Origin of the sequence: Streptomyces sp. NBC_00102, from assembly GCF_026343115.1 — a bacterium.
Classification (GTDB): Bacteria; Actinomycetota; Actinomycetes; order Streptomycetales; family Streptomycetaceae; genus Streptomyces.
The window spans coordinates 689,597-715,582 of the sequence record NZ_JAPEMC010000002.1 but is presented as its reverse complement, the minus strand read 5'-3'; the positions used below and the strand labels follow the sequence as shown (position 1 = coordinate 715,582).

Annotated in this window: 23 protein-coding genes and 2 pseudogenes; 11 read left to right on the top strand and 14 right to left on the bottom strand. The window is 69.6% G+C overall.

Translation table 11 applies throughout. The annotated features are described in order from the left end of the window. Window positions 1–28: 28 nt before the first annotated feature. Together OHA55_RS30285 and OHA55_RS30280 are read left to right on the top strand one after the other, a co-directional pair. Window positions 29–304 carry a hypothetical protein gene (locus tag OHA55_RS30285; protein ID WP_266712325.1) on the top strand — a complete coding sequence of 92 codons (276 nt, stop codon included), beginning with the start codon at window positions 29–31 and terminating at the stop codon, window positions 302–304. Beyond that, window positions 301–783, top strand: coding sequence for a DUF4286 family protein (locus tag OHA55_RS30280; RefSeq protein WP_266712323.1), 483 nt, complete (start codon window positions 301–303; stop codon window positions 781–783). The genes OHA55_RS30285 and OHA55_RS30280 overlap by 4 nt, the downstream gene beginning before the upstream one ends. 371 nt (window positions 784–1,154) lie before the next feature. Here OHA55_RS30280 and OHA55_RS30275 read toward each other — a convergent pair. Further along, window positions 1,155–1,253, bottom strand: a pseudogene (locus tag OHA55_RS30275) (dipeptidase); the annotation flags it as partial. Window positions 1,254–1,296: 43 nt separating this feature from the next. Here OHA55_RS30275 and OHA55_RS30270 point away from each other — a divergent pair. From OHA55_RS30270 to OHA55_RS30245, 6 genes are all read left to right on the top strand, one after another. Continuing rightward, on the top strand, window positions 1,297–2,838 hold the full coding sequence (locus OHA55_RS30270) for an integrase (RefSeq protein WP_266712321.1): 1,542 nt from the start codon (window positions 1,297–1,299) through the stop codon (window positions 2,836–2,838). A 74-nt stretch (window positions 2,839–2,912) separates the two neighbouring features. Next, window positions 2,913–4,442: a hypothetical protein gene (locus OHA55_RS30265; protein ID WP_266712319.1), complete on the top strand. Its 1,530-nt coding sequence runs from the start codon at window positions 2,913–2,915 to the stop codon at window positions 4,440–4,442. A 12-nt stretch (window positions 4,443–4,454) separates the two neighbouring features. Beyond that, entirely contained in the window at window positions 4,455–5,705 is a 1,251-nt protein-coding gene (locus OHA55_RS30260; RefSeq protein ID WP_266706044.1) for an IS3 family transposase, read from the top strand. Between the two features lie 30 nt (window positions 5,706–5,735). Next, window positions 5,736–5,900 (top strand): hypothetical protein, encoded by a 165-nt coding sequence (locus OHA55_RS30255; RefSeq protein WP_266712317.1) that lies wholly within the window; start codon window positions 5,736–5,738, stop codon window positions 5,898–5,900. Next, window positions 5,897–8,020 carry an integrase gene (locus OHA55_RS30250; protein ID WP_266712315.1) on the top strand — a complete coding sequence of 708 codons (2,124 nt, stop codon included), beginning with the start codon at window positions 5,897–5,899 and terminating at the stop codon, window positions 8,018–8,020. Before OHA55_RS30255 ends, OHA55_RS30250 begins: the two co-directional genes overlap by 4 nt. Beyond that, window positions 8,017–8,430: a hypothetical protein gene (locus tag OHA55_RS30245; RefSeq protein ID WP_266712313.1), complete on the top strand. Its 414-nt coding sequence runs from the start codon at window positions 8,017–8,019 to the stop codon at window positions 8,428–8,430. Before OHA55_RS30250 ends, OHA55_RS30245 begins: the two co-directional genes overlap by 4 nt. 140 nt (window positions 8,431–8,570) lie before the next feature. Here OHA55_RS30245 and OHA55_RS30240 read toward each other — a convergent pair whose 3' ends face one another. From OHA55_RS30240 to OHA55_RS30230, 3 genes are all read right to left on the bottom strand, one after another. Then, window positions 8,571–9,158, bottom strand: coding sequence for an SMI1/KNR4 family protein (locus OHA55_RS30240; RefSeq protein WP_266712311.1), 588 nt, complete (start codon window positions 9,156–9,158; stop codon window positions 8,571–8,573). A gap of 136 nt (window positions 9,159–9,294) precedes the next feature. After that, window positions 9,295–9,897, bottom strand: a complete 603-nt coding sequence (locus OHA55_RS30235; RefSeq protein WP_266712309.1) for a M15 family metallopeptidase — start codon at window positions 9,895–9,897, stop codon at window positions 9,295–9,297. 74 nt (window positions 9,898–9,971) lie between these two features. After that, window positions 9,972–10,481, bottom strand: coding sequence for a DUF4232 domain-containing protein (locus OHA55_RS30230; protein ID WP_266712307.1), 510 nt, complete (start codon window positions 10,479–10,481; stop codon window positions 9,972–9,974). Here OHA55_RS30230 and OHA55_RS36610 point away from each other — a divergent pair. After that, a pseudogene (locus OHA55_RS36610) lies at window positions 10,441–10,881 on the top strand (SUKH-4 family immunity protein); the annotation flags it as partial. The gene OHA55_RS30230 and the pseudogene OHA55_RS36610 sit on opposite strands and share 41 nt — an antisense overlap. Before the next feature lie 10 nt (window positions 10,882–10,891). Here OHA55_RS36610 and OHA55_RS30225 read toward each other — a convergent pair. The 10 genes from OHA55_RS30225 to OHA55_RS30180 all read right to left on the bottom strand — a co-directional run bounded on the left by OHA55_RS30225 (window position 10,892) and on the right by OHA55_RS30180 (window position 22,593). Further along, entirely contained in the window at window positions 10,892–11,875 is a 984-nt protein-coding gene (locus tag OHA55_RS30225; RefSeq protein ID WP_266712305.1) for an endo alpha-1,4 polygalactosaminidase, read from the bottom strand. Next, entirely contained in the window at window positions 11,872–12,534 is a 663-nt protein-coding gene (locus OHA55_RS30220; RefSeq protein WP_266712303.1) for a spherulation-specific family 4 protein, read from the bottom strand. The genes OHA55_RS30225 and OHA55_RS30220 overlap by 4 nt, the downstream gene beginning before the upstream one ends. Beyond that, window positions 12,531–13,463 (bottom strand): NAD(P)-dependent oxidoreductase, encoded by a 933-nt coding sequence (locus tag OHA55_RS30215; protein WP_266712301.1) that lies wholly within the window; start codon window positions 13,461–13,463, stop codon window positions 12,531–12,533. Before OHA55_RS30215 ends, OHA55_RS30220 begins: the two co-directional genes overlap by 4 nt. An 8-nt stretch (window positions 13,464–13,471) precedes the next feature. Beyond that, on the bottom strand, window positions 13,472–14,185 hold the full coding sequence (locus tag OHA55_RS30210; RefSeq protein WP_266712299.1) for a sugar phosphate nucleotidyltransferase: 714 nt from the start codon (window positions 14,183–14,185) through the stop codon (window positions 13,472–13,474). An 82-nt stretch (window positions 14,186–14,267) separates the two neighbouring features. Further along, window positions 14,268–15,269 (bottom strand): SDR family NAD(P)-dependent oxidoreductase, encoded by a 1,002-nt coding sequence (locus OHA55_RS30205; RefSeq protein WP_266712297.1) that lies wholly within the window; start codon window positions 15,267–15,269, stop codon window positions 14,268–14,270. 169 nt (window positions 15,270–15,438) lie between these two features. Next, on the bottom strand, window positions 15,439–16,896 hold the full coding sequence (locus tag OHA55_RS30200) for a hypothetical protein (protein WP_266712295.1): 1,458 nt from the start codon (window positions 16,894–16,896) through the stop codon (window positions 15,439–15,441). Beyond that, the gene (gene pelF / locus OHA55_RS30195) at window positions 16,893–18,494 is read right to left on the bottom strand and encodes a GT4 family glycosyltransferase PelF (RefSeq protein ID WP_266712293.1); all 1,602 of its coding nucleotides are present in this window, start codon (window positions 18,492–18,494) and stop codon (window positions 16,893–16,895) included. The genes OHA55_RS30200 and pelF overlap by 4 nt, the downstream gene beginning before the upstream one ends. Window positions 18,495–18,607: 113 nt before the next feature. Continuing rightward, the gene (locus tag OHA55_RS30190; RefSeq protein WP_266712291.1) at window positions 18,608–20,710 is read right to left on the bottom strand and encodes a hypothetical protein; all 2,103 of its coding nucleotides are present in this window, start codon (window positions 20,708–20,710) and stop codon (window positions 18,608–18,610) included. Window positions 20,711–21,617: 907 nt separating this feature from the next. After that, a complete protein-coding gene (locus OHA55_RS30185; RefSeq protein WP_266712289.1) occupies window positions 21,618–22,094 on the bottom strand; it encodes a protease inhibitor I42 family protein in 477 nt (158 codons plus the stop codon). A gap of 13 nt (window positions 22,095–22,107) precedes the next feature. Then, the gene (locus OHA55_RS30180) at window positions 22,108–22,593 is read right to left on the bottom strand and encodes a hypothetical protein (RefSeq protein ID WP_266712287.1); all 486 of its coding nucleotides are present in this window, start codon (window positions 22,591–22,593) and stop codon (window positions 22,108–22,110) included. A gap of 349 nt (window positions 22,594–22,942) precedes the next feature. On the opposite strand from OHA55_RS30180, the gene OHA55_RS30175 reads away from it, so the two are divergent. Next, a complete protein-coding gene (locus OHA55_RS30175) occupies window positions 22,943–23,833 on the top strand; it encodes a fructosamine kinase family protein (protein WP_266712285.1) in 891 nt (296 codons plus the stop codon). 482 nt (window positions 23,834–24,315) lie between these two features. Further along, on the top strand, window positions 24,316–25,896 hold the full coding sequence (locus OHA55_RS30170) for an MFS transporter (RefSeq protein WP_266712283.1): 1,581 nt from the start codon (window positions 24,316–24,318) through the stop codon (window positions 25,894–25,896). Window positions 25,897–25,986 lie beyond the last annotated feature (90 nt).

Here is a 25,986-nt window from a genome sequence, read left to right as displayed (position 1 = left end):
CGGTACAAGATGCGTAGACCGACGAACCATGGCAGTCCGTAAGCGATTCGACGTGGACGAGGCGCTACGGCGGGCCATGCACGTCTTCTGGCGCTGGGGCTGTCCGGAGGCCTCGATCGATCGCCAGACCGAGGGCACGGGCCTGGGACTGAGCTCGCTCTACAGCACCTTCGGCGACAAGAGCGCCCACCTCCGGAGAAGCCTCCAGCGGTACGCACAGGGCTACCACCCGCTGTACGACCAGGCACTGTCCGGCCCACACCCGTCCCCGAGCTCCGTCATGGCGTGGAGACATGGCCGGTGAACGAGGAAGCCGCGGCCGAATTCGACCAGTGGTACACCGATGTGCACGTGCCGGAGGTCGTGGCGCTCGACGGTTTCGTCTCGGCGACGCGTTATGCACCGCCGGAGCCCTACGGCCCCTACGTGGCGCTGTACGCGATAGACGGTGACCCCGACAAGGTGATGCAGGGGCTGCTCGCCGCGGTGGGCGAGGGGCCGGCTGCAGACGTCGAAGACGCTGGGATCGGACCCGGCCCCGTGCTCCGGGGCGTGGAAGTGCGCCAGGAGTACGTTCCGGCGGATTGGCGCCGGAGGTACGCGCTCCGGCCGGCGCCCCGCTGTCACCGGCGGGGCGTCCCGGGGCGGCTCCTCCCGCACCGGCCACCCAACATGTGCGCTTCTTCCGGAGCGAGTTCGTTCGACGGGCCGAGCGACCTTCCTCTCTCGCGGGCCATGAGACCACCTGCGGGGGCCAACGGACGGCGAGACTGGCGAGCTTGACGTCGAGACAGCTTTCGACGCCCTCCTGCCCGGGCCCTCCCTCACCGCCGCCTCCCGCGAACGTGGCGACAGCGGTGGGGTCGGGTCGTTGACCCCGACGATCCCGAAAAGGAGCGCATCGGTGGTCCTGGCAGCCCGTCCGAGATCGTTCGTCCAGATGAAGGAAGCCGGTCCGTCCTGGAGGTGGCCCGTGGACGTCCGCTCCTGGCACGCGCGTCGTCGACCGGAGCGATCGCAGGCGGCTGCACGAGGTCTCCCCTTCTCCGGCCCGCGGCCACCCGATGACGGGCCACACGGCGCTTCTCCCGACATGCGCCAGGCCCGGGCCCGTCGGGCGCCGCTCTCCTCCCGCTCGGCCCGTTGCGGGGCCGTCAGGCCCGCGGTGCCCGTTCCTTCGGGCCGTACAGGGCCGTGGGCGCGCCCGTGCTCAGGGCCCAGTACCGGTCTCCGAAGGACCAGTGCCACCACTTCCCTGACGATTAGATGTGTTCAAGCATCAGGGAAGGAGCGAGTGTGAGTGAGTGGCGTGTGGTGTGGGTGCCCGACCCGGGCCGGTGGGGGACGCTTCCTGAAGCGGGAGTGCTGGGGGTCGAGGACCTGCCGAGGGCGGTCGAGCGGATCGGCTTGATGCCGGGTGATCCTGTCTTCATCGCTCCAGATTTCACCATCGACTGCGACCTGTTGGAGTTCGTTCTCTCAAAGCACTTCCGCTTCCTTGCACGGGAGACGAAGCGGAACTACGCCACGGACATTCGGATCCTCCTGACCTTCCTGTCTTCGCGCGGGATCGACTGGCTCCGGGCCTCCGAGCAGGACCTGCTGAACTACAGGACCTGGCGCTGTGATGCTCCACAGAACCCCGAGCGAATCGGCGGGTCGAAATGGAACCGTGAGGCCGCCGCCTTCACCCGCCTGTTCAAGTGGGCGAGGGTGAGCCCCCGGCCGGTGGACGCGTCCCGGCGGGAGGACCGTGCGGCTGACTCGGTCAGTGCCCGGGTGTCGTGGCTGACACCGCGTACGTGGAGCCTGTGGTCGGACGTCGGGCTGCGCGGACATGGCCGTGATGGGGTCCCGACTTGGGGATGGGATGCGCGGACCGAGGCCCGTAATACCTCGTTCGTGCAGTTCATCTTGAGCTCGGGGCTTCGGCGACAGGAAGGCGGGTCCCTCCTGACGTTCGAGCTGCCCGCTCAGCGGTTGCAGCACGGGCGCTACCAGCACGGCCAGCTCGCCGGGGCGGTGACCCGGTCGAAGAACGGCCGTACCTTCTACACCTCGTTGGACGCCCTGGGGCAGGTTGAAACGTACGTTCAGTCGGAGCGTGCTTTGGCGGTGAAGCGCGCTCAGCAGATGGGCCGCTACGAGCGGGTTGAGCAGATGCGCCTGGTCACGAAGGTGACCCATGGCCGAGCACCGCGAGTGTTCTGGGTCGGCCGAGAGGGTGTCGAGGGCCATCAGTACTTGACCCATCTGGGCTGGCGGGAACGGCAGTGGCTGTTCCTTGACGGCCCGGAGGGGCCGGAACCTGCGTGGCTGTGGCTGACCGAGCAGGGCTTGCCGATGCTTCCCGACCGTTGGAACACGGTGTTCACCACGGCGAACCTGCGCTGCGAAGAGGTTTTGTTGACCCCCGCCGAGCGGGAAGTGGGCCGGAACCTCCGAGCCGCAGAGGTCCGGGGCCGGACTCCGTACGCCACCCCACACTCCGCGCGTCACTCCTTCGCGCTCTACATGCTCATCGTGCTGAACCAGCTGATGGAGGCCCGCTTCGGATTGACCGCGGCGGATCGCCGGGATTTCGCGATGCTGTTCGGCGACCCCTGGTGGCTGGTCAAGACCCTCCTCGGGCACGCGGACGTCGAGACGACCAAGCGTCATTACCTGGCTCCCGTCGCGCATTTGCAGCTGGAGTCGATCCTGGCGACGGCCGAGGCGGAGGAACCCGACGGCAAGGTCGAGGACATCGACGGCGTGTTCGCGCGGCTCGCAAGAGAGTCGGCCGGGATCCAGGACATCGACGTCATCGTCGACCGGCTGCCGGCGGCCGAGCGATGAGCCGCCGCGGGCGTCGGGCGGTCCTGCCGCCGACCGACTTCACGACGGAGCCACCGCTTGCCGCAAACGGACTGGTGGTCACCATCGTCAACAAGGCTGGTCATGGGAAGGACTTCGCCTTCTCCGACCTGCCGGTTCCTGAGCCGATGCAGCGCTCCCTGGCAACGGTGTTCGCTGCCCAGCAGGTGAGGTGGACCAGCCATTACAGCGCCACAGCCGCCTGGAACAGGCTGAAGGTGTTCGCCGAGTTCATCTCCGGTCTCGACACTCCTCCCGAGGATCTGACCGGCCTGGACGCGGCGACGCTCAAGCGCTGGCGGCTGCAGAACATCAGCACGAACACCGGTCGCACCACGCTGCGGGTAGTCCATCGGATACTCCGCAGCTACCCCCGGTTGAGCGAAGGGCCGGTCGCAGAGGAGCTGGCCCGTCGCGTTCCCGCACCGAAGCCCGTCAGGAAGTCCTACGACGAGGCGGAACGCGAGCACGTGCTGCTGGCAGCAGGCCGTCAGTTCCGGGCTGCCTGGCTCAGGATCCGGGAGAACAGTGAACTGCTGGAGAGGTGGCGGGCGGGAGCGCTGGATGAGGGCAGCCATGACTGGCGGCTCGGGGAAGCGCTGGACCATGTGGCTCGTGTCGGGGACGTGCCCCGTACGCAGCTGCCGAGTGGTCGACAGGCCATCACCAACCGCGGATTGCTGGGCGGCCGCGACAGCGAGCACACGTGGGGCCGGCTGTTCCTGACCCCGTCGGAGCTGACTGCCCTGGCCGTGCTGCTGACCGACCGCTTCGGTTGGAACCTCTCCGTCTACGACCGTATGCCGGCCCCGACCAGGGCTCCGTCGGTCGCGGAGACCACGAACGTGACCTACCACGTGCAGGTCGAGAAGCGTCGGGCCGGGAACGGCCGCTGGTTTTCCACGGAGAACATCACCGACTCCGGGGCCGACTCGCCAGGGCGATTGATCACACAGGCACTGCAGGCCACGCTCCACGGTCGACTCCTGGCCTCGCAACTGGCTCCAGGCACAGACCTGTTGATGACCGCCCGCGCGGTTCGCCAGAAGGGCGGACGCAGAGACATGGACCGTCCTCCGGTAGTCGGCCCACTCGTTTTCGGAGTTTCGGGTGTCGATGGGAAGTCCTGGGCGAGCGAGCACAAGCTGGGCGGTTCGCCCTTCCGTCAGATCCGACGTACAACGGTGACGCGAGAGGGTAAGCCTCTCCAGCACACGCAAGGAACTCACGAGAGCATCTACGTGCTGCCCGACCAGAAAGTCCGGCAAGACTCGCAGCAGATCTTCGAGGACGGCGCGCTCGAAGCTCTCGACCAGGCAAAGAAGATCTTCTTCGGCGGCCACCTCGCTCCGGGGCCGGACCCGGCCCACGGGCAGACCGCGACCGCGGATTGTGCGGACGAGGACACCACCCCGTGGCCTGCCCCGGGCGGTGGCTGCGGAGCCGACTTCCTGCTCTGCCTCGCCTGCCCGAACGCACACATCCACCCAGGCCACCACCCCCGCCTCGCCCTCCTCCACGAACAGATCCAGAGCTTGCGGTCGGCGATGAACCGCCCCGGGTCGAGTGGAGACTCAATTCCGTGAAAGGATTGAGTCATGGCACGCCCTTCCTCTTATCCCGTTGAGCTGCGCAAACGAGCGGTTCGTATGGTCGGCGAGGTCCGCGGTGACTACCCGAACGAGTCGGCTGCCGTGCGGGCGGTCGCCCAGAAGCTCGGTATCGGTTCGGCCGAGACCCTGCGGAACTGGGTCAGGCGGGACGAGATCGACTCCGGGCAGCGTCCGGGCACGACGTCGGAGGAGTCCGCGGCGATGAAGGCGTTGAAGAAGGAGAACGCCGAATTGCGCCGCGCGAACGACATCCTGAAGGCTGCGGCGTCTTTCTTCGCGGCCGAGCTCGACCGGCCACACACGCTCGTAGCGTTCATCGACGAGCACCGGGCCCGCTTCGGCGGTGTCGAGCCGATCTGCCGCGTACTCGCCGAGCACGACTGCAAGATCGCCCCCTCCACCTACTACGCGGCGAAGAAACGCGCCGCCGAACCTTCGGCCAGACAGGTGCGGGACGCCGTCCTCAAGGACGCGATCACCGAGGTCCACGAGGCCAACTACCGTGTCTACGGCGCCAGGAAAGTCTGGCGCGAGCTGCACCGACAGGGCCACACCGTGGCCCGGTGCACCGTCGAACGTCTCATGCGCGAGCTCGGCATCACCGGCGCCGTCCGCGGAAGGAAGGTCATCACCACGATCCAGGACAGCAGCGTCGAGCGGGCACCGGACCTGCTGGACCGCAAGTTCGTCGCGTCGGCCCCCAACCGCTACTGGGTCGCCGACTTCACCCACGTCAAGACCTGGTCGGGGGTCGTCTACGTCGCCTTCGTCGTCGACACCTTCTCCCGCCGGATCGTCGGCTGGTCCGCTGCCACATCGAAGGAGACCAAGCTCGTCCTGGACACTCTGGACATGGCCCTGTGGCAACGCGACCGCGATGAACACCCCCACCGGCGCGGCGAGTTGATACATCATTCCGATGCCGGGTCGCAGTACACGAGCTTCCGGCTCGCCGAGCACCTGGCAGCCGCCGGCATCGCCGCCTCGATCGGCTCGGTCGGCGACGCCTACGACAACGCCCTCATGGAGTCCGCGATCGGCCTGTTCAAGACCGAGCTGATCAAACCGGGGCGCCCCTGGAGGACTCTTTCCCAGGTCGAGCTCGCTACCGCGGAGTGGGTGGACTGGTACTGCCACCGCCGGCTCCACGGTGAAATAGGGCACATCCCACCCGTCGAATACGAGACCAACTACTACCGCGCGACCACGAAACCCCAGGTCACAACCGCAATATGAAGTCTCTACCGAACCCGGGGCGGTTCAGCGATGCCTGAACACAGATGGCACCAGCGCTGGTACGAGCACTGGCAGCGGCTCGACGACCTGGCGGACAAGGTCGGCCGCCCGTCCTGGGCTGCCGCCCTGGGCCGGGTCAGCCACACCGACCGCGCCTTGGTCGACCTCCTTCTGAAAGGACAGCTGGCTCCATGACCCTTGCTCTTGCCTCCGGTGACGATCCCTATCTGCTGCCGGTCCCCACCCCGAGCAGTCTCGTCGTCCTTCCTCAATGGATCAGTGCTGGCAACACCAACCCCAACGGCCGCTACCAGGCGTCGGTCTGGCCGCTGGGCCCGCTCATCGACAGGCCCGGCGCCAGCCTGGCCAAGATCCACTGGAAGAATTGCCCGGATCGCCTGGAGTGGCAGATCAGGCAGGTGACCTGGATCTTGCTGAACGGCCAGTTGCGGCCCACTTACCTCCAGACTCGCGGAATCCGCGCCCGGCCCAGAGGCTCCGCCACCGAGATGCGCGAGACCTGCTACGAGTGGATGAGGCTCGCCCGCTGGCTTCACACCGCTGGCATCAAGAATCTTCGAGACTGCACCGACGATCATTGGGCCGCCTACGCCGTAGACCGCTTCAGCACCAAAATGCCCCGGCACCATGCCAGCGAGACCCTGAGCCGGTTGGCCGATCTGTGGGCGTTCGACCAGCTCTGCTCTCGTCCCGTCGGTGTCACCCAACCGCCATGGGAACGACACGGCATCGACGACTACCTGCCCTCGACCGCATCGCAGGACGCCGGTGAGAACACGACCGAGCCGCTGGACCCGAAGGTCCTGGGGCCGCTCCTGATGTGGGCCATCCGGATGGTCGACGACTTCGGAGACGACGTCCTGGCTGCCTGGACAGAACGGCTCCACATGCAGCAGTTGGCTGCCGCCACCCCGAGTACGCCCGAAGGACTGGCCTCGCTGGACTCCTACCTCCTGCCCCGACTCGCTGCGGGCGAGGGGGTTCCGGCCACCGGGCGTCAAGGCAGGACTGTCCTCAACGCCCCTTTCATCGCGGCAACCGTCGGCTGCAGCATCAACCAGGTCAACGGTTTTCGGCAACGCCATCGCCTCACCACGCTGCAGCCCGGCCCGTGTCCGCTGCAGGTTCCGACGACAGGGCAGATCAACGGCAGGCCCTGGCGCGAGCACCTCGACTTCAACGAAGCCCCGACCTTGATGCGGCATCTGTCCACCGCCGCGATGATCGTCTGTCTCTACCTAACCGGTATGCGGCCACAGGAAGTACAGGGTCTGCGGTCCGGCTGCTGCCCCGACCCCGAGGGCGGAGGGCGACATCTCATCCGCAGCCACCACTACAAGAACGTCACGGATGACGACGGCACGCACGTCTCGGCCGGTGAGGAACGGGATGTCCCCTGGGTCGCCATCACCCCGGCCGTCCGTGCGATCCGAGTCCTTGAACGCGTGGTTCCCGAGGGCGAGCTGCTCTTCAGTTCCGCCCATCACGACTTTGTCCGTGGCCGCCAGTTCAGTGGCGCCTTGAAGAACGCCGGTATGCACCAGCGGATCGAGAGCTTCGTTGCGTGGATCAACCAGGAAGCAGAATCCCAAGGGCTGTCGGACCAGGGCGTTCCCGAAGATCCTCACGGCGCCATCGGGCTCGGACGGTTCCGTCGGACCCTGGCATGGCACATTGCTCGCAGACCTGGCGGGCTCGTCGCGCTCGCGATCCAGTACGGCCACATGCGCACCGTCCTCGACGCCCGCACCTCCAGCGGCTACGGCAGCCGGAGCCGCCGCGGCATCCACAGCGTCCTCGACGTCGAGACCGCCCTGGCCGCTGCCGACACTGCCGCGCGGCTGCGGGACCGCCTCGCCGCCGGCGAGAAGATTTCCGGGCCCGCGGCCCGACGAGCCCTCACCGCCGCCGTCCAGGCGCCACGATTCGAGGGCCGTACCGTCACCCAGAAGTTCGCCAGACAGGCCCCCGACTACCTGGCCCGCGACGGCCTGGTCCTCTTCGACAACCCGGACGCCTCGCTGATCTGCGTCTTCAAACGCGACAACGCGCTCTGCGAACCAGGCCCCGACGCAACCGCCCCGAACCAGTTCGACTGCCGCCCCGGCTGCGGCAACGCCGTCCGCCTCGACAGTCACGCGAGCGAACTACTCGAAGAAGCCGACCGCATCAACCAACTCGCGGCGCACACCCCTCAGCCGCTGGCCAGGCGACTCCGCGCCGCCGCCGAACAGCATCGCGTTACCGCCGACACTCACCACGCCACCGCCCAACCTGCCGAGGACCTGTCGTGACCGAGCAATCTACCGACGAGCGTGCACGCATCCGCGCCGCCATCGACCGGCTCCTCACCAGCCAGCCCACAGCCTCAGACGGCGCACTGACCGTCGTCGCTCTCGCAGCCGAGGCCGGTGTTCATCGCATGGCCCTCCAGAAGCGTCACGCCGACCTGAAGAACGAGTTCTACGACCGCGTCCGCACCGAGACGAAGCAACTCCCCGAATCGGAGAAGCAGCTCCGCAAGACAGTGTCCGACCTGAAGGAAACCGTTGCCGCGCAGAAGGCCGAAATCATGGCACTCCGACACCAAGTAACTCAACTCGCACTCGCGAACGCTGTCCTCACCCGTCAAGGCAGGAAGACAGACAAGCTTTCGGAAGAGGTACCAGACAATGTCATTTCTCTCCATCCAACGGGAGAGTAACTACCCGCCCTACGCTGCTTGCTGCATGACTGGATGGCCATCCACAGCGGTAGCAACTGCCCTTCGGAACACCATCCTGCCGAAGGCGATGTTCACGAGAACGGGTTCTGGATCACGTTCCGCGGAGTGGTTACGGAGAGTCAAATCTTTGGGGCCATGCGATGACGGTTTGGATGGGCACGAAGTCGAGGTGAGGTGAGTTCCAGGGCCCGGCTGTCGCGTCCGGCGCTCATGTGGTTGAGCCAGCGTTCGTACCAGTCGAGGAAGTCGGTGGCGGAGGAGACGTTGGGGCCCCAGAACCCGTCACTGTTGCCGATGAGGACGCGGCCGGTGAGGGGACCTGTCACCGCGATGACGCATACGTCGGTGCAGCCCATTTCGATGACGTGAAGGAAGAGGTCGCGTCCGTGACCCCCGGGTTCTGCGTCGTCGAAGCCGCGGGGTGTCCCCGGTTCCTCACGCGGGTTCATGATCAGCAGGAAACACCGCTCCAGCGGCATGAGGCCGTAAAACGGCGCCGCGCCTGAGCCGCCGATGTGCGTGAGGAACTGCCGGTAGGCGTCGGGCAGGGCGATGTCGTGCTCGGCCTCGAACGCAGCGACACGTGCTTCTGCCAGCTTCGGACCGAGGCGGAACTTGTGTTGCTCTTCTCCGAAGGAGTGGCTACGCAGTGGTTGGAACGGGATCGCGGCCAGCTTGCGACGCAGGCGGGGTATGCGGGGATCCATGGTGCATCTTCTCTCGTCCCCGTCACCCTATGGGTGGCTGTGGTCAGCTGGCCAGAAGAACCCTCTTCCGCAGTAGAGCGAAGCCAGTCCGGCCGAACATCTGGCGCGTCATTCAAGGCACCTGCCTACTGGGGTCTTAAGCCTGCACACAAAGACTTGACTGGGAACACCACTCGGTGGGGTAGTTGACCAGCCCGGCGCCGGTGAGGACGGACCCCAGCAGCTCCCGGTTGGCCCGTGCCTCCGCGCTGATGCCGGGTGCGTGGGTGTAGCAGGCGCCGTCGCTCTCCTCGGGGTCGGCGTTCATCCGGGTGCCCAGGTCCAGCTCCCGGCCGTCGGCGTCCGCCAGGGTGAGGTCGACCGCGGCACCGGCGCTGTGCGGGGCGATGCCGGGCGGGGAGACGTACCGGCTGGCCGCCGAGTGGATCCGGTCGGCGGACCAGTCGGGGTGGAGGGCCCGCAGCCGGCCGGCGTACTCCTCGAAGTACGCGCGCTGGAGCGAGGGGGGCCGGTACCCCTCGACGAACAGCAGCCGAAGACCCCTCGGGAGCAGCGCCTGCGCCGACGCCAGCCGCTCCAGCACGCCCTCCCTCAGGTGGGCGAAGGCGTCCGCCGGGTCCTGGTTGCGCGTGTCGACCAGGAGCCGGCCGTCCTCGCGGACGTCCACCAGACGCTCCCCGCACTCCGCGACGGGTATGGCGGCCACGGTCGGATCCGACATCAGGATGATCTCGTTCATGGGGTGATCATCCCGCACCCCGGGTGGCGCCCTGCCCCGGACCGCAGGACGCCATCGGGTACGGGTGGTGGTGGTCAGGCGCCCTGCTGGACCGGTCCGACGAGGGTGCCGTCGGCCACCGTGAACGCCCCTTCGGCGAAGGAGGCACCGGGGATCTCGCCACCCGGGGCCTGGAGCGTGAACGACGCCTCGTCCACGGACGTGCCGTGACCGGTGTTCGGGACCTGGATGTCGAAGTGCACCGGGTGCCCCGGGCCGAAGGTCACCGCGCCGTCCTGGTCGCCGTAGGCCCCCGCGCTGATGCCGCTGTCCGATCCGTGGTCCAGGAACCGCGCGTCGGTGGGCGAGCCCGCCAGTTCGCACGGCTCGTATCCGCGCGGCGCGGTCAGGGTGACACGGTAGTGACGGTGGCCGGCGGAGCTGTCCGACGGGGCGATCGTCGCCGTGTGGTTGGCGGGACGGCATGCCGAGGGGGCGGCTGCGCGGTCCGTCGCCGCCGAAGCCTGCACGACTCCCGCACCCACGGCCCCGCCCGTCAGCACGGTGACGGCGAGGAGGACGCCGATCCTCTGGTTGGTACGCATCAAGAACGCTCCTTGCTTCTGCTCGACGGCCCGCGGCTGTCCGCCGCGCCACCGTGGTCGATCTCATCCCTGCCCGCATTCGTCGGCGGTGGATGTCCCGGAATCGCCACAACTGACCCGTCGGAGTGTGTTTCCGCTCGCGGACGAGCGGATCGGGCGGGCCGGCCACGAGGCCCCGCCCGGGTGCGGATCCTGGACGGTCTTCGGCTGGATTCCGCACGCCCCCCACCTGGCTCTTGACCCGGGAACCGGAAAGGTCCACGGGTTCTCCGAGAACGGCGGTCCGGTGCGGGAACTGCACGCGGACGTGTCCTCCCTCTCCTGTCTCGCCTTCGCTCTGCACCGGCTCCTGAAGGAATTCGAATGGAGCGAGGACGCGAACGACGAGGAGAGCGACTTCGAGCGTGCCGTCAGCAGGCCTTCCGCCACACCCCCAGTTCGAGCTTCTTCTCCATGGAGGAGAGGCCCAGTCGGCGCGAGTCGGCGCAGAAGTCGGAGGCGGGCACCTCGTATTCGACGTGGAAGACAGCCTTGCCCGCCTCGACGAAGGGCGTCAGTTCGTCGCACTCGTCGTACTGGGCGCACTCCTCGTTGACCGCGAAGTCGAAGTCCTTCAGCAGTGCGGGGACCTGCGGCAGGTCGTTCTTCAGGCCCACGGCCATGCCGCGTTCGTGGGCCAGCTTCGCGATCATCCTGTTGTACGCGAGCTGGTCGGCGGCGGTGATGTCGAAGCCGCTGTCGTTGTTGTACGCCTCGACGAGGTCGGGTTCCACCGCGTCGAACCCCTTGGCGCGGCACATGTCGAACCGCTTGGCCATGAGGGGCTTCAGCACCGCGATCTGCCGTACGTCCAGCCACCGTTCGCCGTCCCAGTCGTCGCCGGATCCCAGTACGGACGCGGGGAATGCGGCCTTGTCGGAGCGGAAGTCCTCCCAGGCGCCGACGTTGATGTAGCAGATCGCCTTGCGGCCGGCCCGGTGCAGCCGGGCCACGTCGGCGGCGGAGTTCTCGAAACCGTCGATGTCGTAGACGGGCACGTCCACCGACTGGTCGGCGCGCCCGTTGAGTTGCCACTGCCAGTCCAGTCCCGGCTTCGGACGCCACCAGCCGGCGGATCGCGTGGAGCCGCCCTTCGCGGACGCGGACGGGGTGGGCCGGGCGGGCACGGGGGACGACGGCGCGGGCGAGGGGCGGTGGGTGGCGGACGTCGTGGGGGTCCGGGAGGCGTGCGGGGTCTGCCCGGACGCACCCGTGCTGCTCGACGAGGAGGCGGGCCGGTCGCCTTCTCCCGCGGCCCGGTCCTCGTCCGTCGCACCGCCGCACGCCGTGAGCGCCGCAGCCGTCAGCAGCGCCACGAGGGCCGCCCGCCGGCTCGCCGTGGTGGTGTCGCTCATCGTTCCTTCCCGGTCAGTGCGGGCGACAACGTCGCCCAGGGGTTGGGGAGTTCACCCGTGACGGGTCCGCACACGGCCGCCCCCCGCTCGGTGGCGGTCCGTACCGCGAGGGGCACCAGGGCCTCCGGCACCCCGTAGACGAGGTGGCAGAGCCGGTCCGTGGGCTCCTTGCCCGCCTTGGGCGGCCGGGTGAAGGCCGAGACGTAGGTCGACCAGGGGCCCTCGAAGGTGACGGTGAGGTCGGCGATCCGGGTGTAGCCGGGGGCCGGCTGGACACCCGGGTTCAGCACCACCGTCCGCGCCCCGGCCCGTCTGACCCGGCGCACCAGCCGGCGGCACGCCGACAGGTCCTGTGAGGTGGAGGTCACCTGGTCCAGGAAGCAGCCGTCGACCCCGTACCACTCGCGGTGGAGGTCGAAGTCGGCGAGGATCAGGTCCGGTGCGCGGGTGCCGTAGTCGGTGTCGACGTAGCCGAGGACCAGCGCGCCCGCCGCGCGCAACGCCTCGGCGGCGGCGGCGAACGCGGGGTCCGGCGCGGTTCCGGGCCCGCTCGCCGGGTTGAGCACCACGCCGTAGGTCCGGTCGGCGGCCGTGATCAGCCGGTGCCAGGCGCCGGGGTCCTCGGCGGGGTGCACGTACAGGGGGACGAGGAGGCTCACGGCGCGCTGTCGCCCTCTCGGCCCGGCGTGCCCTCGTCGTGCGGCGCGGTGGCCGCCCACAGGTCGGCAAGGGAATCGCCGAGCGAGTACGCGGGCCGCCAGTTCAGGGCCGAGGCGGCAAGGGAGGTGTCGGAGCACTGCCAGGACACCGCGGCGGAGCGCGCGGAGCCGTCGGAGCTCTCTTCTATGCGCCCCTGGAACGCTGCCAGTTCGGCCAGCCGGTACACCAGCGACCGTACCGGCACGGCCCGTCCGCCGCCGATGTTCAGCACCGGCGGCAGCGGTCCCTCCGCGATCACCGCGAGGCCGACGGCCCGCGCCACGTCCCGGGCGTCCACGAAGTCGCGGTACGCCGACAGGTCGCCCAGCGGCAGCACCGCGTCACGGTCGCCTGCGGCTGCCCTCAGCAGGGCGGCGATCCGGCCGGGGAGTCCGGCCAGCGGGGCACGGGCACCCACCGGGTTGCCCACCCGCAGCACCACCGCGTCGAGGCCCGAGGTGGCCACGGTGACGGTGGCGGCGAGCTTGGTGGCGCCGTACGGGGAGAGCGGGTGGGTGGGGGCTGATTCGGTGATGGAGACGTCCGGCGTGCCGGGCCCGTACTCCGCGGCCGATCCGAGGTGGACCAGCCGGGCGGCCGGGGCGGCGAGCTGCATCGCCGCGCACAGGGCAGCGGTACCACGGGAGTTGACCTCCGCGAGGGTGACCGCGTCGCCGCCGGTGGCTCCGGCGCAGTTGATCACGACGTCCGGTGCCGCCGCTTCCAGGGTCTTCGCCAACCGCTTGACGCTGTCGCCGGCCAGGTCGAGATCGAACTCCGCGGCCTCGGAGCGGCCCGCGCCGAGCACCCGCACACCCGGGAGGGTGCGCAGGTGCTCGACGACGTGGCCGCCCAGGAAGCCGGTGAAGCCCAGGACGAGAATGCGCATGGCGGGGGTCAGGCTCCCTTGAGCAGCAGCGACTTGCGGGTGGTGAATTCGGCGTTGGCCCGGTCGTAGTCGTCCGGGCGGCCGATGTCCAGCCAGTATCCGTCGAACTCGTAGGCGTGCGGCGGATTTCCGGCCTTCAGCAGGTCGAGGACGAGTTCGTCGAAGCCGAGCGGCAGGCCGGCGGTGTAGCTGTCGAGGGTCGACCGGGACAGACCGTACACGCCCATCGAGACCCGGTAGTCCATGCTGGGCTTCTCGGTGAAGGCGACGACCCTGCTGTCGTCCGTGGTCAGCACACCGAAGTCGATGTGCACCTTGCGGGCGTAGGTGGCGATGGTCAGCGGGGCACCGGCGGAGCGGTGGGTGGAGAGCACCTCGGCGTAGTCGAGGTCGGTGAGGACGTCGCCGTTCATCACGAGGAACGACTCGGGCAGCCGGTCGCGCAGGTTGAGGAGCGGGCCCATGGTGCCCAGCGGGTTCTCCTCGGTGGCGTAGTCGATCCGCAGGCCCCACTGGGAGCCGTCGCCGACGTAGGCGCGGATGATCTCGCCGAGATGGCCGATGGCGAGCGTGCAGGAGGTGAAGCCGGCGGTGGCGAGCTGGCGCAGCACGATCTCCAGGATCGTGTGCTGATCGCCTATGGGTACCAGCGGCTTGGGCAGCGCGGTCGTGTAGGGCCGCAGCCGGACGCCCTTGCCACCGGCCAGAATGACGACGTGCATGGTGGTTCCCCCCTCGTTCGTTCGTTGTGACGAACTGGATGTGACGAATTGAAGATGACGAACAGTCACATGTGATGATCAGTCAGATGTTGTAGATGCCGGTCTTGTAGCGGGCCAGATTGGACGGTTCGCGGAAGAACTCGACGGTCTGCGCAAGCCCTTCCTCCAGGCTGTGCGCGGGCGTCCAGCCGGTGGCCCCGGTGAGCCGGCTCGCGTCGGCGACCAGGCGCATCACCTCGGAGTTGGCGGGCCGGATGCGGGCGGTGTCCTCGCGGACGTCGAGCGGCGAGTCCATCACCTTTCCGATCAGGCCGACCAGGTCGCCGACCGAGATCTCTCCGCCGGTACCGGCGTTCAGGGTGCGGCCGACGACCTTCTCGGCGGGCGCGGTGCCCACCGCCAGGAACGCCTGCGCGGTGTCCTTGACGAAGGTGAAGTCGCGGGTGGGGCGCAGGTCGCCCAGCGTGATGGTGGTCTCCCCGGCGGCGACCTGGCCGATCACGGTGGGGATGACCGCGCGCATCGACTGGCGCGGGCCGAAGGTGTTGAACGGGCGCAGCGTCACCACGGGGGTGCCGAAGCTGGCGTGGTAGCTGTCGGCGAGACGGTCGCCGCCGGCCTTCGAAGCCGCGTACGGGGACTGGGTGTTGATGGGGTGGTCCTCGGTGATCGGCACGGTCTGCGCGGTGCCGTACGTCTCGCTGGTGGAAGTGTGCACCAGCCGGGGCGTACCCAGGGCGCGGACGGCCTCCAGCACGTTGAGGGTGCCGGTGACGTTGGTGTCCACGTAACTGTGCGGTGCCTGGTAGGAGTACGGGATCGCGATCAGCGCCGCGAGGTGGAAGGCGACGTCGGCGCCTTCCAGGAGGCCGCGGACGGATCCGGGGTCGCGGACGTCACCGAGGACGATCTCGACCTGGTCGAGCACGTCGGCGGAGAGGGTCTCCAGCCAGCCGTAGGAGGAGAAGGAGTTGTACTGGGCCATGGCCCTCACCCGGTACCCCCGGGCGACCAGGGCCTCGGTGAGGTGGGAGCCGATGAATCCTTCGGCGCCGGTGACGGCGGCGAGTGGTGCGGAGGTCAACTGAGTGGTCCTTCCGGAGTGTCGGGGCGGGTGCCGGTCGCGGTGGCCGCGTGGCAGAGGAGCCGCGTGCGGTGCGGTCGTGCCACGGGAGCGGGTACGTCCATGGGCGCACCGGCCCGCCGGGCTGGGGTGCCCCGGGCCGGGCGCGGTGCGACGGGTGGGTGGGGTGTCAGGCGTGGGGCGACGGGCGGCCGAGCATGCGCAGGGCGCACACGATCAGCAGGAGCGCGGCCCCGCAACAGCTCAGCGGCAGGATCGCGTCGCCCGGTGGCAGTTCGAGCCGGGTGACGAGCGCCGCGGTGCCGGCCGCCAGGAGGCAGATCGTCGCGGCCGGCCAGGCCGCGCCGAACGCCTGCAGCAGCAGGGCCGTCCACAGCGTGGCCGCGAGGGTGAGCAGGGTGGCCGGGTCCGCCTTGCTGAGGAGTGCGGCCGGGAAGAGCGGGCCCAGATAGATGAGCAGGCACAGGGCGAGGACGCCGGTGGAGCGCAGCAGGAACCGGGCGGGTGTCGCCGTGGCGCGCAGCGCCGCCACCGACATGCCCCGGTAGCGGTACAGCAGCCACTCCGCGGGGCCCATGCTCACCGTCAGCACGATCACCGCGTACGCGTTGACCTTGCCCTCCAGCAGCACCAGCGTGCCGGCCGCCAGGCCGAACAGACCGTACGGCAGGGACCACAGCAGCTTCGGGCGGCGCCCGGTGGTCTGCGGGGGTGTGCGCAGGCAGGACCGCAGGGCCGCTCCGCAGACCACCAGTGTGGCCAGGAGTGCCAGCAGCGGCAGGCCGGCCCGCAGTTCCTTGCCCGGCTCCCACCACGGCAGGACGGCGGCTCCCACGATCAGCGGGCTCAGCGCGGCCAGCAGCAGCCGCTCCCGGCCCAGCACCAGCAGTGCGCCGGCCGCGGCGAGGTACACGGACTGCGCCCCCGCGACCAGGGTCACTGGGCCGAAGCCGTCCTGGGCACCGGCCGTGGCCGTGGCCAGTACGGCCCCGAGCGGCGCGCCGAGCAGCAGGGTGCGGCCCGCCTCGCGGCGGCCGGTCGCCATCCGCAGATGTGCCCGGTGGCCCAGTGCCTGTCCCCAGGCCCAGGAGAACAGGCCCGCGACGACCAGGGTCGTGGTGTGCCCGCCCGCGTTCCAGAGCGGGGCGGTCAGCAGGAACGCCAGGCCGGGCAGCGCGAACAGCGCGCCGCGCAGCAGACACCGCAGGGTGTCGGGCCGCCACGGGTCGGCCGGCAGGGCCGGCTGCGGGAAGGTGCGCGGTACCCGTTCGTACAGGGCGGTCGCCAGCGAGAACAGGTTGGGGTGGCCGTAGCGTTCCTGGATCAGCGAGGCGGTCAGGCCCTCGGACTCCAGCAGCGCGGCGACCTCGTACGGGTGCACCGCGGGCCCGACCCGTTCCGCGAGGTCGGCCGCCAGCATGCTGACGGCTTCCTCGTCGGGCTGGAAGCGGGGGATCCGCAGGGCCATCGTGTGGTCCGCCGACACGCGCCGGACGATCCGGCGGGTGTCGAGGAGCACCGTGTGGTCGTCCGACACCTTGCGGACGCTCCGGCGGGTGTCGGCCAGCCGGATGGCGAGCGTCTCCTGCTCGGGGCCGCCGGGTTCGAGGGATATCGGCCCGCTCATCCGGCCATGCTCCTCGGTGCGGCGGAAACGGCGGCGCGGGTGCCCGTCGTACGGCGGTGGGCGCCTCCGGCGCCCTTGGGCCGGGGCGCGGCGGCCGGCGCGGCGGTCGTGCCGGTGTCCCGGGTACCGGCCTGCCGGCCGGCCTGGTCGCGCGGGCCGAGGTCCGGCAGCTCCAGGTAAATCGCGCGGAAGGTGTCGACGGTCTGCCGCAGGGTGAACTGCTCGACGACCCGCAGCCGGGCCGCCTCCCCCATCGCGCGGCGCCGGCCGGCGTCGCGCAGCAGTTCCAGTGCGGCGGCGGCCATCGCGGCCGGATCGCGCGGCGGCACCACCAGTCCGGTGTCGCCGACGGCCTCGCGCACTCCGCCCACGTCCGTGGAGACGGTCGCCCGCCCGCAGGACATGGCCTCGATCAGGGTGAACGGGAAGCCCTCGCTGATGCTGGAGAGCATGACGACGTTCCCGGCCGCGTAGGCGTCCTTGATGTCGTCGACGCGCCCCTCGAACACCACCGCGTCGCCGTGGCCGAGTTCGGCGGCCAGCGCCTCGCAGCGCTCCCGGTACGCCTCGCCGCCGCGCGGAGTGCCGCCGAAGAGCCGCAGTCCGGCGTCCGGGATCTCCTCGCGGACCAGGGCGAACGCCCGGATCAGCGTCTCCAGGTCCTTGATCGGGTCGACTCGTCCGGCCCAGCTCAGCGTGGGCCGCAGCGGTTCCGGTCCGGCCATCGGGAAGGCGGCCGGGTCGACCCCGTTGTACACGGTGCGGATGGACTCGGGGGCCGCGCCGCCCTGTTCCTCCCACAGCCGGTTGTACTGGTTGCCGGGGGTGACGAGGGAGGCGCGTCGGTAGGTCTCCTCGGCGAGCAGCCGGAAGAAGCCCAGCACGACAGCTTTCACGGGCCAGCGGTAGGGGGCGGTGCGGTAGCCGAGGTAGCGCTCGCGCAGATAGACGCCGTGCTCGGTCAGCAGCAGCGGGACGCCGTGCCGTTCGAGGGCGGCGAGGCCGGGCAGGGCCGCCACTCCGCCGCTGACGGCGTGGGCCACCCCCCGCTCGGGGAGCTCCGCGGAGAGCGGGCGCAGCGCGTGCTCGAGGAGGGAGACGGCGGTCAGGGCGTCGTGCAGGCTCGGTCCGGACTCGCGGATGGCGAGCCCCGGCCTGTTCCACACCGAGGTCAGGACGCCGATGGCGGCGTCGCCGCGCAGGAACGGGCTGAGCACGCCGGCCGAGGCGGCGCGCGCCATGGTGTAGAGGGCGGGTGCGAACCCGCTCTCGGCGGACGGGTCGACGAGGGCGGTCAGGAACCGCTCCCATGCCTCGGAGAGCCGGGTACGGGCCCGGCCGCGCGGGGCCCGCCCCTCGGGCGGGTCTCCCCACATGGGGACGGAGCTGACCCGGGACACCTGTGCGGGCAGGTCCCACACCAGTGGTTCGCGTCCGGTTCCGGTGACGGCGATGACGTCGAAGTCGATGTCGGGCATTCCCTGGACGAGTTGGTCGCACCAGACACTGACGCCGCCGTGACTGTGCGGGTAGGTGCCTTCGGTGAGCAGGGTGACGTGCGCGGCGCCGGTACGGCGCCCGCCCGGTTGAGCGTGCATGGCTGGGGCTCCACGGCCGAGGTGTGGGGTGGGATCGAGCGGGTCCTGGCCGGCGGGGCCGGCCAGGACCACGGGCGCTGCTTCGCGCCGGTCGGTCATCGGGGCGTGTGCGCCTACTCGGTGAGGCCCGCGGGGAGCGTCGTCCCGGGAGCCGTGGACGTGGTGTCGGCCGGAGCGGGCGTCCCGTCCGCCGTGACGGCCGGGGCGGGCAGGGTCAGGGCGAGCGCGGCACCCGTGGACGCCGTCCAGCCGGACCGCTCGCCGGCGTAGGCCGTCCCGTACGCGGAGCCGCCGAGGGTGGTGCCGGCCGGTGCGGTCACGGTGACCTGGGTGCCCGAGGGCGCCTGGACGGTCACGTCGTCACCGATGCGGTAGGCGGTGACCGTGCCGGCGGACAGGGCGGTCTTCCAGGCGGCGCGGCGCTGGAGCTCGGTGCCGATGTCTTTCTGACGCAGGTTCACGACCGGGGCGTTGTCGGCGTAGAGGGCCCGGTACTGGGAGAGAACCGAGGTCAGGACGGGGTAGAGCAGCCGGTCCTCGGTCAGGTTGGACTGGTGCACGTAGTGCGGCCGCGGGTCGTTGCCCAGGACGTGACCGAGTGCCTGGCGGCTCTCCAGCGGCACGATGTAGTCGTCGAATCCGGTGGTGAGGGACAGCGGGGACGCGAGGCAGGTGGTGGTGGCGGGGTTGTCGTCGCAGATGCCGCTGCCGCCCTGGGCCCGGCTGCCGTAGATGTAGTTGTACTCGTCGACCTCGTCGGCCTTGGTACCCGCGTTGTAGTAGATGTTCAGCGGGTAGCGGGGCACGGTGAGCGCGGAGCCGACCTGGCGCTGCTGCGGGTCGCGGGAGTTGTCGGAACCTGCCCACTGGATGCCGTTGGCAGTGAAGGCCGGGCCGAGGTTCGGGTTGTCGACGGGCTGCTGCGGGGTGACGAAGAAGCCGGAGTGCTCACCGGTGATCAGCTCGGAGCTGTCGATGGGCAGGCCCTTCGCCTGACCCCAGGCGGCGTTGGTCGAGATCTCGTCGGAGATGTCCGCCTGGGAGACCCACTTGGTGGAGCCGTTCGGGTTGGTCGCGCACACCCAGGGGACGACGGTGGTGTTCTGAACGCAGCCGAGGAACGCGTGCGAGTAGGTGTGGTTGACCCAACGGAAGTCGTTCTTGTCGGCGATCAGAGAGGTGGCCAGCGGGTCCGAGCCGTCGTGCTCTTCCTTGTAGTCCTCGCTGCCGAGGGCGTTGTAGGCGAAGTCGAGGGTGAAGTCGTGCGACTCCTGCCAGGACTTGGCGTAGGTCACGTCCGATGAGGTCATGCGGATCGTCGACTCGGTGGCGCCGGGGTTCGTGCAGTCGACATCGCCGGGCGTGCAGTTGTACGTGCTGTTCCAGCGGTCGTCGGCGGCGAAGATGTCGTCCACGTGGACCGCGAAGTAGTTGTGGGACGCCCCGAGATGGATGCCGTCGGTCATCCAGTCCACGATGCCGCGGGCGAGCAGCTTGAACTGCTGCTGGTACTGGTTGTAGACGAAGCCGACGACCAGTTCGCGCCGTCCGTCGTGCCGGTATTCGCCCACCAGGGAGGCCCGGCCGGTGGAACCGGGCACGGGGGCGTCGACGTACGTGGTGAAGTCGGCGCCCACGAGGGGGACCGCCAGATAGCCGTAACTCTCTCCCACCGAGGCGTCGTTGTCCTCGAACGGCACCGATCCGCCGAGGTAGCCGAACGGGCCGGCCAGGCCCGCGTCGGTCACCCCCGCGGTGACGCCGTCGAGACTGCCGGCGTAGCCGCCGTAGACGTAGTACTGCAGACCGACTTCGGGGCGCGCGTAGGTGTAGGCGTCCACCTGGGGAATCGCGTAGGTCTGCTCGTAGGCGGCCAGTGCGGCCATTTCCGCCGAACCCGTGGCGAACGGGTTGTCGTTGGGCAGCACGACCGCCTGGAACTTGGCCCGCGGGCGGCCGTCCACCGTGTCCGCGAGGAACGCCGCGTCGATGGTGGGCCTGGACGCGGAGTTCAGGTCGACCTCGGTGTAGGGAGTTCCCTCGCCGTCGAGTTCGGCCTCGATGGCCTCAGCCGCCGGGCCGCCGTCGGTGACCACGAGCACCCTCAGGTCCACGCGGGGCGTGGCGGTGTCGGCCTGCGCGACACCGGCCGGCAGGCCGAGCGCGGCGATGAGCGCGCAGGCCGTGAGCGCGGCCGTGCGTATGGTCCGCTTCATGCGGTGTGTTTCCCCTCCCCGGGCAGGGGTGAGTACGGCTCCAGGCACAGCTGTGGAGCCGACGCACCCCCTGACGCGGCGCCGGCGTCCCCCTCAGAAGCCGGTCGTCACGCATCCGTCGCACTAATGGTGATGGTCCTGTGTAGCTTTCGTGGTCATCCGGCGATACCTGGCGAAAAAACGCAGGTGCCCAATTGATCGCGATCAACCCTTTCACGCCCTTCGGCGACGGACGGGAGGCCATGCCCGGCGTGCGGAGAATGCGCTGTCAGCCATGTGTCACACGGGTCGACAACCATCCGGATGACAACATTCCACCCGGGTCACCTCCAGAGGTATAGACCAGTTACCGCAGACCCCGCACCGATCACTTTCAGCCGTCTGCGCACACACGTACACAGGCGGAAGTTTCGATTCCGCAGTCTGCACATGGACTGCGGGCGAACGGGATCACGCCTCCGAGCGGCACATTCCCCCGCACGGCTAACAAGAGTCCCGGAGCGGACGGCCAGGGGGTCGACGGAGCGACGGTGTTCTTCGGCCATTTCGCGTCGACGGCGCAACTCCGTCTCGCCTCCGCACACTCCCCGGCGCGAGACCGCTTCCCCGTGACGAGGCAGGCCTCAGGCGCGGGCGAGTCCGCCGGCGCGCACGGCGTCGGCCAGGAAGGCGACCGAGCGCGGCTCGGTGCCGAGACGGTCGAGAAGAACGGCCGCGGCCGCGGCGCCGTCGCCGTCGCCGATCAGGGCGGTACGGCCTCGCCGCCGGCCCGGCGGCGAGGCCGTACCGCAAGCAGGACGCGGACGTCGAGCCGGGCCGGCTCGTCGTCCGTACTGTCCGGCCGGTGCGGGGCATCGTTCATGGCGGGCCTCGGATGTCTCGTTTCGGCCGGCTGATCCGCCGCGGCTCAGCCGACGGTGACGGTGTAGACGATGCGCTCGGGAGCCGGGGAGGCGGTTGCCGCCCCGGTGGTGGCCGGGGTCGCGGAAGGCGCGGTCGTCGCGGGGGGCTGCGTGGCGGTGTTGCCCCGGCACGTGGCGAAGGTGCAGTGCAGCAGGGTGAACCGGGTGGTCCCCTTGCCCTTGGCCTCGAAGGTGAAGGTGAGCCTGCCACCGGAACCGGGCGCTGAATCGTCGCCGGAGTCCGGCTCGTAGTCCCGGCCGCTGCCGACCAGTACCGAGCTGTCGGGCTCGGGGCCGACCAGGTACCAGTACTCGCGGGTGGATGCGTTCTGATCCACGGTGAGCGTGAAGCGCTCACCCGGCGCGGCGGTGATGTCGGTGTCCCCCACCGGATGTCTCGTGGGACTCGCGGAGACACCTGACGGTCCGTCGGTTCCGGAGTCGCACGCCGTGGCGAGAGCGAGGAGAGCTGCCGCGATCACGGCACCGCTCCTGCTACCGCGGACGATGGACGCTGTACGTGTCAGAGAGATCACTGTTGGAAGCCTTGCCCATGTGGCCGTTGACGAAGTCGTCCTCGCTGACCCAAGTGGTGTTACCCCAAGGGTTGCACACCTGAAGCATGTCACCCTCCTGGGCGATGATGGTCATCGCGTGGGCGCCCTCTTCGCCCGAGACGTCGACCGGCACCGGCCGCCCCTGCGCCACCGAGTTCTCGACTTCGGTGAGGACCGCCCTGTGCTCCGTGGCGCTGTCCAGGTCCTGGCGCTGGTAGTCACTGCCGGTGGCCCTGCCGATGGTGGCGTCGTTCATCCGTTCCCGCGCCGCACCGATCGCGTCGGCCGGCGTCAGCAGCGCCCTCGCGCCGTCGTGGAACGCCTCGCTCATCCGGGTCACGGCCCGCCCGGCGGCGTTCACCGCGTCGGAGGCGAGGATGCCCGTGTCGCCGACCCACACCTCCGGAAGACCTTTGCGGCCCACCCGGTCGACTTGATCGAAGACGCTGCCGACGGGACCGCCCGGCCATGGAAGAGCGCCGCCAACCCCTCCAACGCCGCCTGATCACCGCCTGGTTCGGGCACCGACAGGGCGTCGCCCATCAGGTCGAGGAGCTCGTTCCTGCTCCCGGCGCCGAGCATCTTCTCGGACAGACCGGCGAGTCACGCGAGGCGGACGGAAGCAATTCCCGTACCCGGAACCCGTTTCCCCCGGTGCGACGAGATCGGCGTGGTCCTGTGTCGCACGCCCCGCACGACCCTCCGCCGGGAACCTTCCTGAAGCAGGAACGGGACACCTGGTACCCGCGGGGGCAATGTGATGTGATCTCCGGGTGCCTGACGAGAAGATACTGGTCGAACGCCTCCACGAAGCGGGATACGCGGCCAGGGAAGTGGAGAGAGCCACCGGCGGAGCGGTCGCGATCGCCGGACTGGTGACCCTCGAAGACGATTCCCAGGTATTCGCCAAGACCCTTCTCGGACCGGACCGGGACATCTTCCCCGTCGAAGCCGTCGGACTGACCGAGCTCCGCGAAATCGGCGGGGCGGTCACGCCGGAGATACTCTGCGCCTCGCCCCGGCTACTCGTGCTGGAGAAGATGCAGCCTCGCCGCGACGACGAGCGTTTCTGGGAGCGGCTCGCCCACACCGTCGCAGCCCTGCACACCTCCACGACCTCCGACCGGTTCGGCTGGCACCGTCCGGGCTGGCTCGGCCGGCTGCGCCAGGACAACACCTGGGACACGGACGGCCATACGTTCCTCGCCGAACGGCGCATCCTGCGCTGGCTGGCGGAACCCCTGGTCGAGGCGGCGTTCGACGCCGCCGAGCGGCGGGCCCTGGAACGTCTGTGCGCGGCCCTTCCCGAGTTGGTGCCGAAGCGGCCGCCGTGCCTGACCCACGGCGACCTGTGGCAGGAGAACATCGTCGCCACCGCCGGCGGTGCGCCCGTGCTGATCGACCCTGCCGTGTCCTACAACTGGCCGGAGATCGACCTCAGCATGCTGTGGTGCTCCCCGCGCCCGCCCGTCTCGGAGCGCTTCTTCGCCGTGTACCAGGAGATCACCGGGATCGACGACGGCTGGCGGGACCGGATGGACCTCTTCCACCTCCGGGAACTGCTGGGCGTCATCGCCCATGACGACGACGACTGGGGAGCCGCGGAGGCGGTACGGAAGATCATCGCCCCGTTCCGGAGGGACGGCGGCCCGGCGGTGGCGTGACCGGTCCGCGCGGTCGGCGGATACCTGGCCCACCGGCGGCGCAGAGACGCACGGAAGGACCACCCCCCCCCGCCCGGCGGGCGCCCGTGCACCGTACGCGTCTCGTCCCGTTCGGGTACAACGCCGTTCCCGCACGGTCGACAGCCAAAGGACCCCGCCGACCTGGCAGGTACGCACCTTTGGCGACGACCTCACACCCCGGCGCGGCACTTCATGCGTCCCGGGGGTGGGGGAAGCACCCCGGTGCACGGCCCCTCAAGGGCATCACATGCATGCGCCGACAACCCTCAAAAGCCAGGAATTCCTTCGGTACGCACATTCACCCGAGGGCACAGAATTGCGCAGTCCGCAAATCCCACGGGGGCATGAAGTCCGTTTCGCCGCAACGCTTTTGACAGGAATATTCCGAGCTTGACGGCATCGCGAATTCTCTTTACGGTCCACTCGTTCGGTTTCTCGTCCGTCGATGTCCGAAGGTGTCCATGACCCCACCTCCCGTGCAATCGAATTCCAGGCGACAGTTGGTCCTCGTCGTTCTGATGCTGTGTTCGCTGTTGATCTGGCTGGACAACACCGTGCTGAGCGCCACGCTGGAGACGCTCGCGGATCCGGTTCGTGGGCTGGGAGCCGATCCCGGGCAACTGCAGTGGGCGACCGGTTCATACACGCTGGCCTTCGCCACCTTGATGTTCACCGCGGGCGCGTTGGGCGATCGGTTCGGCCACCGGACCGTTTTCTGTGGTGGGTTGGCGATCTTCGCCGGGTCCTCGCTGTGGGCGGCGTACGCAGGCGACGCGGGAACGCTGATCGCGGCCCGGGCCGCGATGGGGGTGGGCAGCGCGTTGATCACGCCCGCCATGATGGCCATCCTCATGTGGACCTTCACCGGCCCCGCGCGGGCTGCCGCGATCGGCATCTTCTCGACATCGGCCGGCGTCGGAATGGCCGCAGGCCCGGTGTTGGCCGGTTTCCTGCTCGGTCATTTCTGGTGGGGCTCGGTCTTCCTGATCAATGTGCCGGTCGCGGCATTGGCGCTGGCCGGGCTCGCCGTGCTGGTTCCGAATTTCCGCAGCCCCGCGCCGCGGCCACTGGACCCCGCCGGAATGCTGCTGTCGGTCAGCGGGCTGGTGGCGTTGGCCTACGGCCTGATCCGGGCGGGGCAGGTGACCGTGTGGAGTCGTACCGACGTCTGGGCGCCGATCGCTGTCGGTCTGGCCCTGCTGGCCGTTTTCGTACTCGTCGAACTACGTGTCAGGGTGCCGAGCTTCGATCCGCGGCTGCTCGCACAGCGCACATTCGGCGGTGGCAACGCGGCGCTCGGGCTGCTGCTCTTCGCCGTTGCGGCCATTACCTTCTACAACGCGTTCTACCTGCAGGGCGCCCTCGGACTCTCGCCGATGGAAGCGGGCTTGGCCAATGTCCCGACCGCGTTCGGCGCGCTCGTGGGGGCGCCCCTGGCCACGCGTCTGGCACGCCGCCTGCCACTACGGCATGTCACGGTGCCGGCGCTGACCATTGCCGCACTGACCATGGGCGGATACGGATTCCTCGGGCTGCGGACTCCACTCGCCGGGATCGAGGCCCTCCTGCTGGTGCAGGGCCTCGCGATCGGCATGGTGATCGGCCCCGTCACCGCCGCGTTGATCAGCGACCTGCCCCTGGATCGGGCCGGCGCCGGATCGGCCGTCACCAACACGGTACGACAGACCGGGAGCGTGATCGGAATCGCGGTGGGCGGCACGGTCATGTCGATGGTGTACCGACGGGAGATCGAGCCTTCGCTGGGGAACACATCCGGTCCGGTGCGGGATCAGGCGCGCGTCTCCGCCGAACAGGCCCGACACGTCGCCACCGCCGTCCATCGGCCCGCTCTCGCCCGGGCTGCCGACGACGCGTTCGTCCATGCCATGCACGTCGGTGCGGGCTGGATCGCGGCGATCGCACTCCTCGGAGCGGTCGTCCTGCTCATCGTCGCCTTGCCGGTTACCGGACCGCAGAAGGTGCGCACCTCGGGGCCGGATCACGAGGAGACCCGCGGTCCCGTGGACCGGTCCGCCGCATGATGGGCGGTCTGTGGGCGCGAATCTGCGGGCGCGAGTCTGTGGGCGCGAGTTCGGAAAAGACGACGGCCGCGTCATCGCGTCGACCGCCCG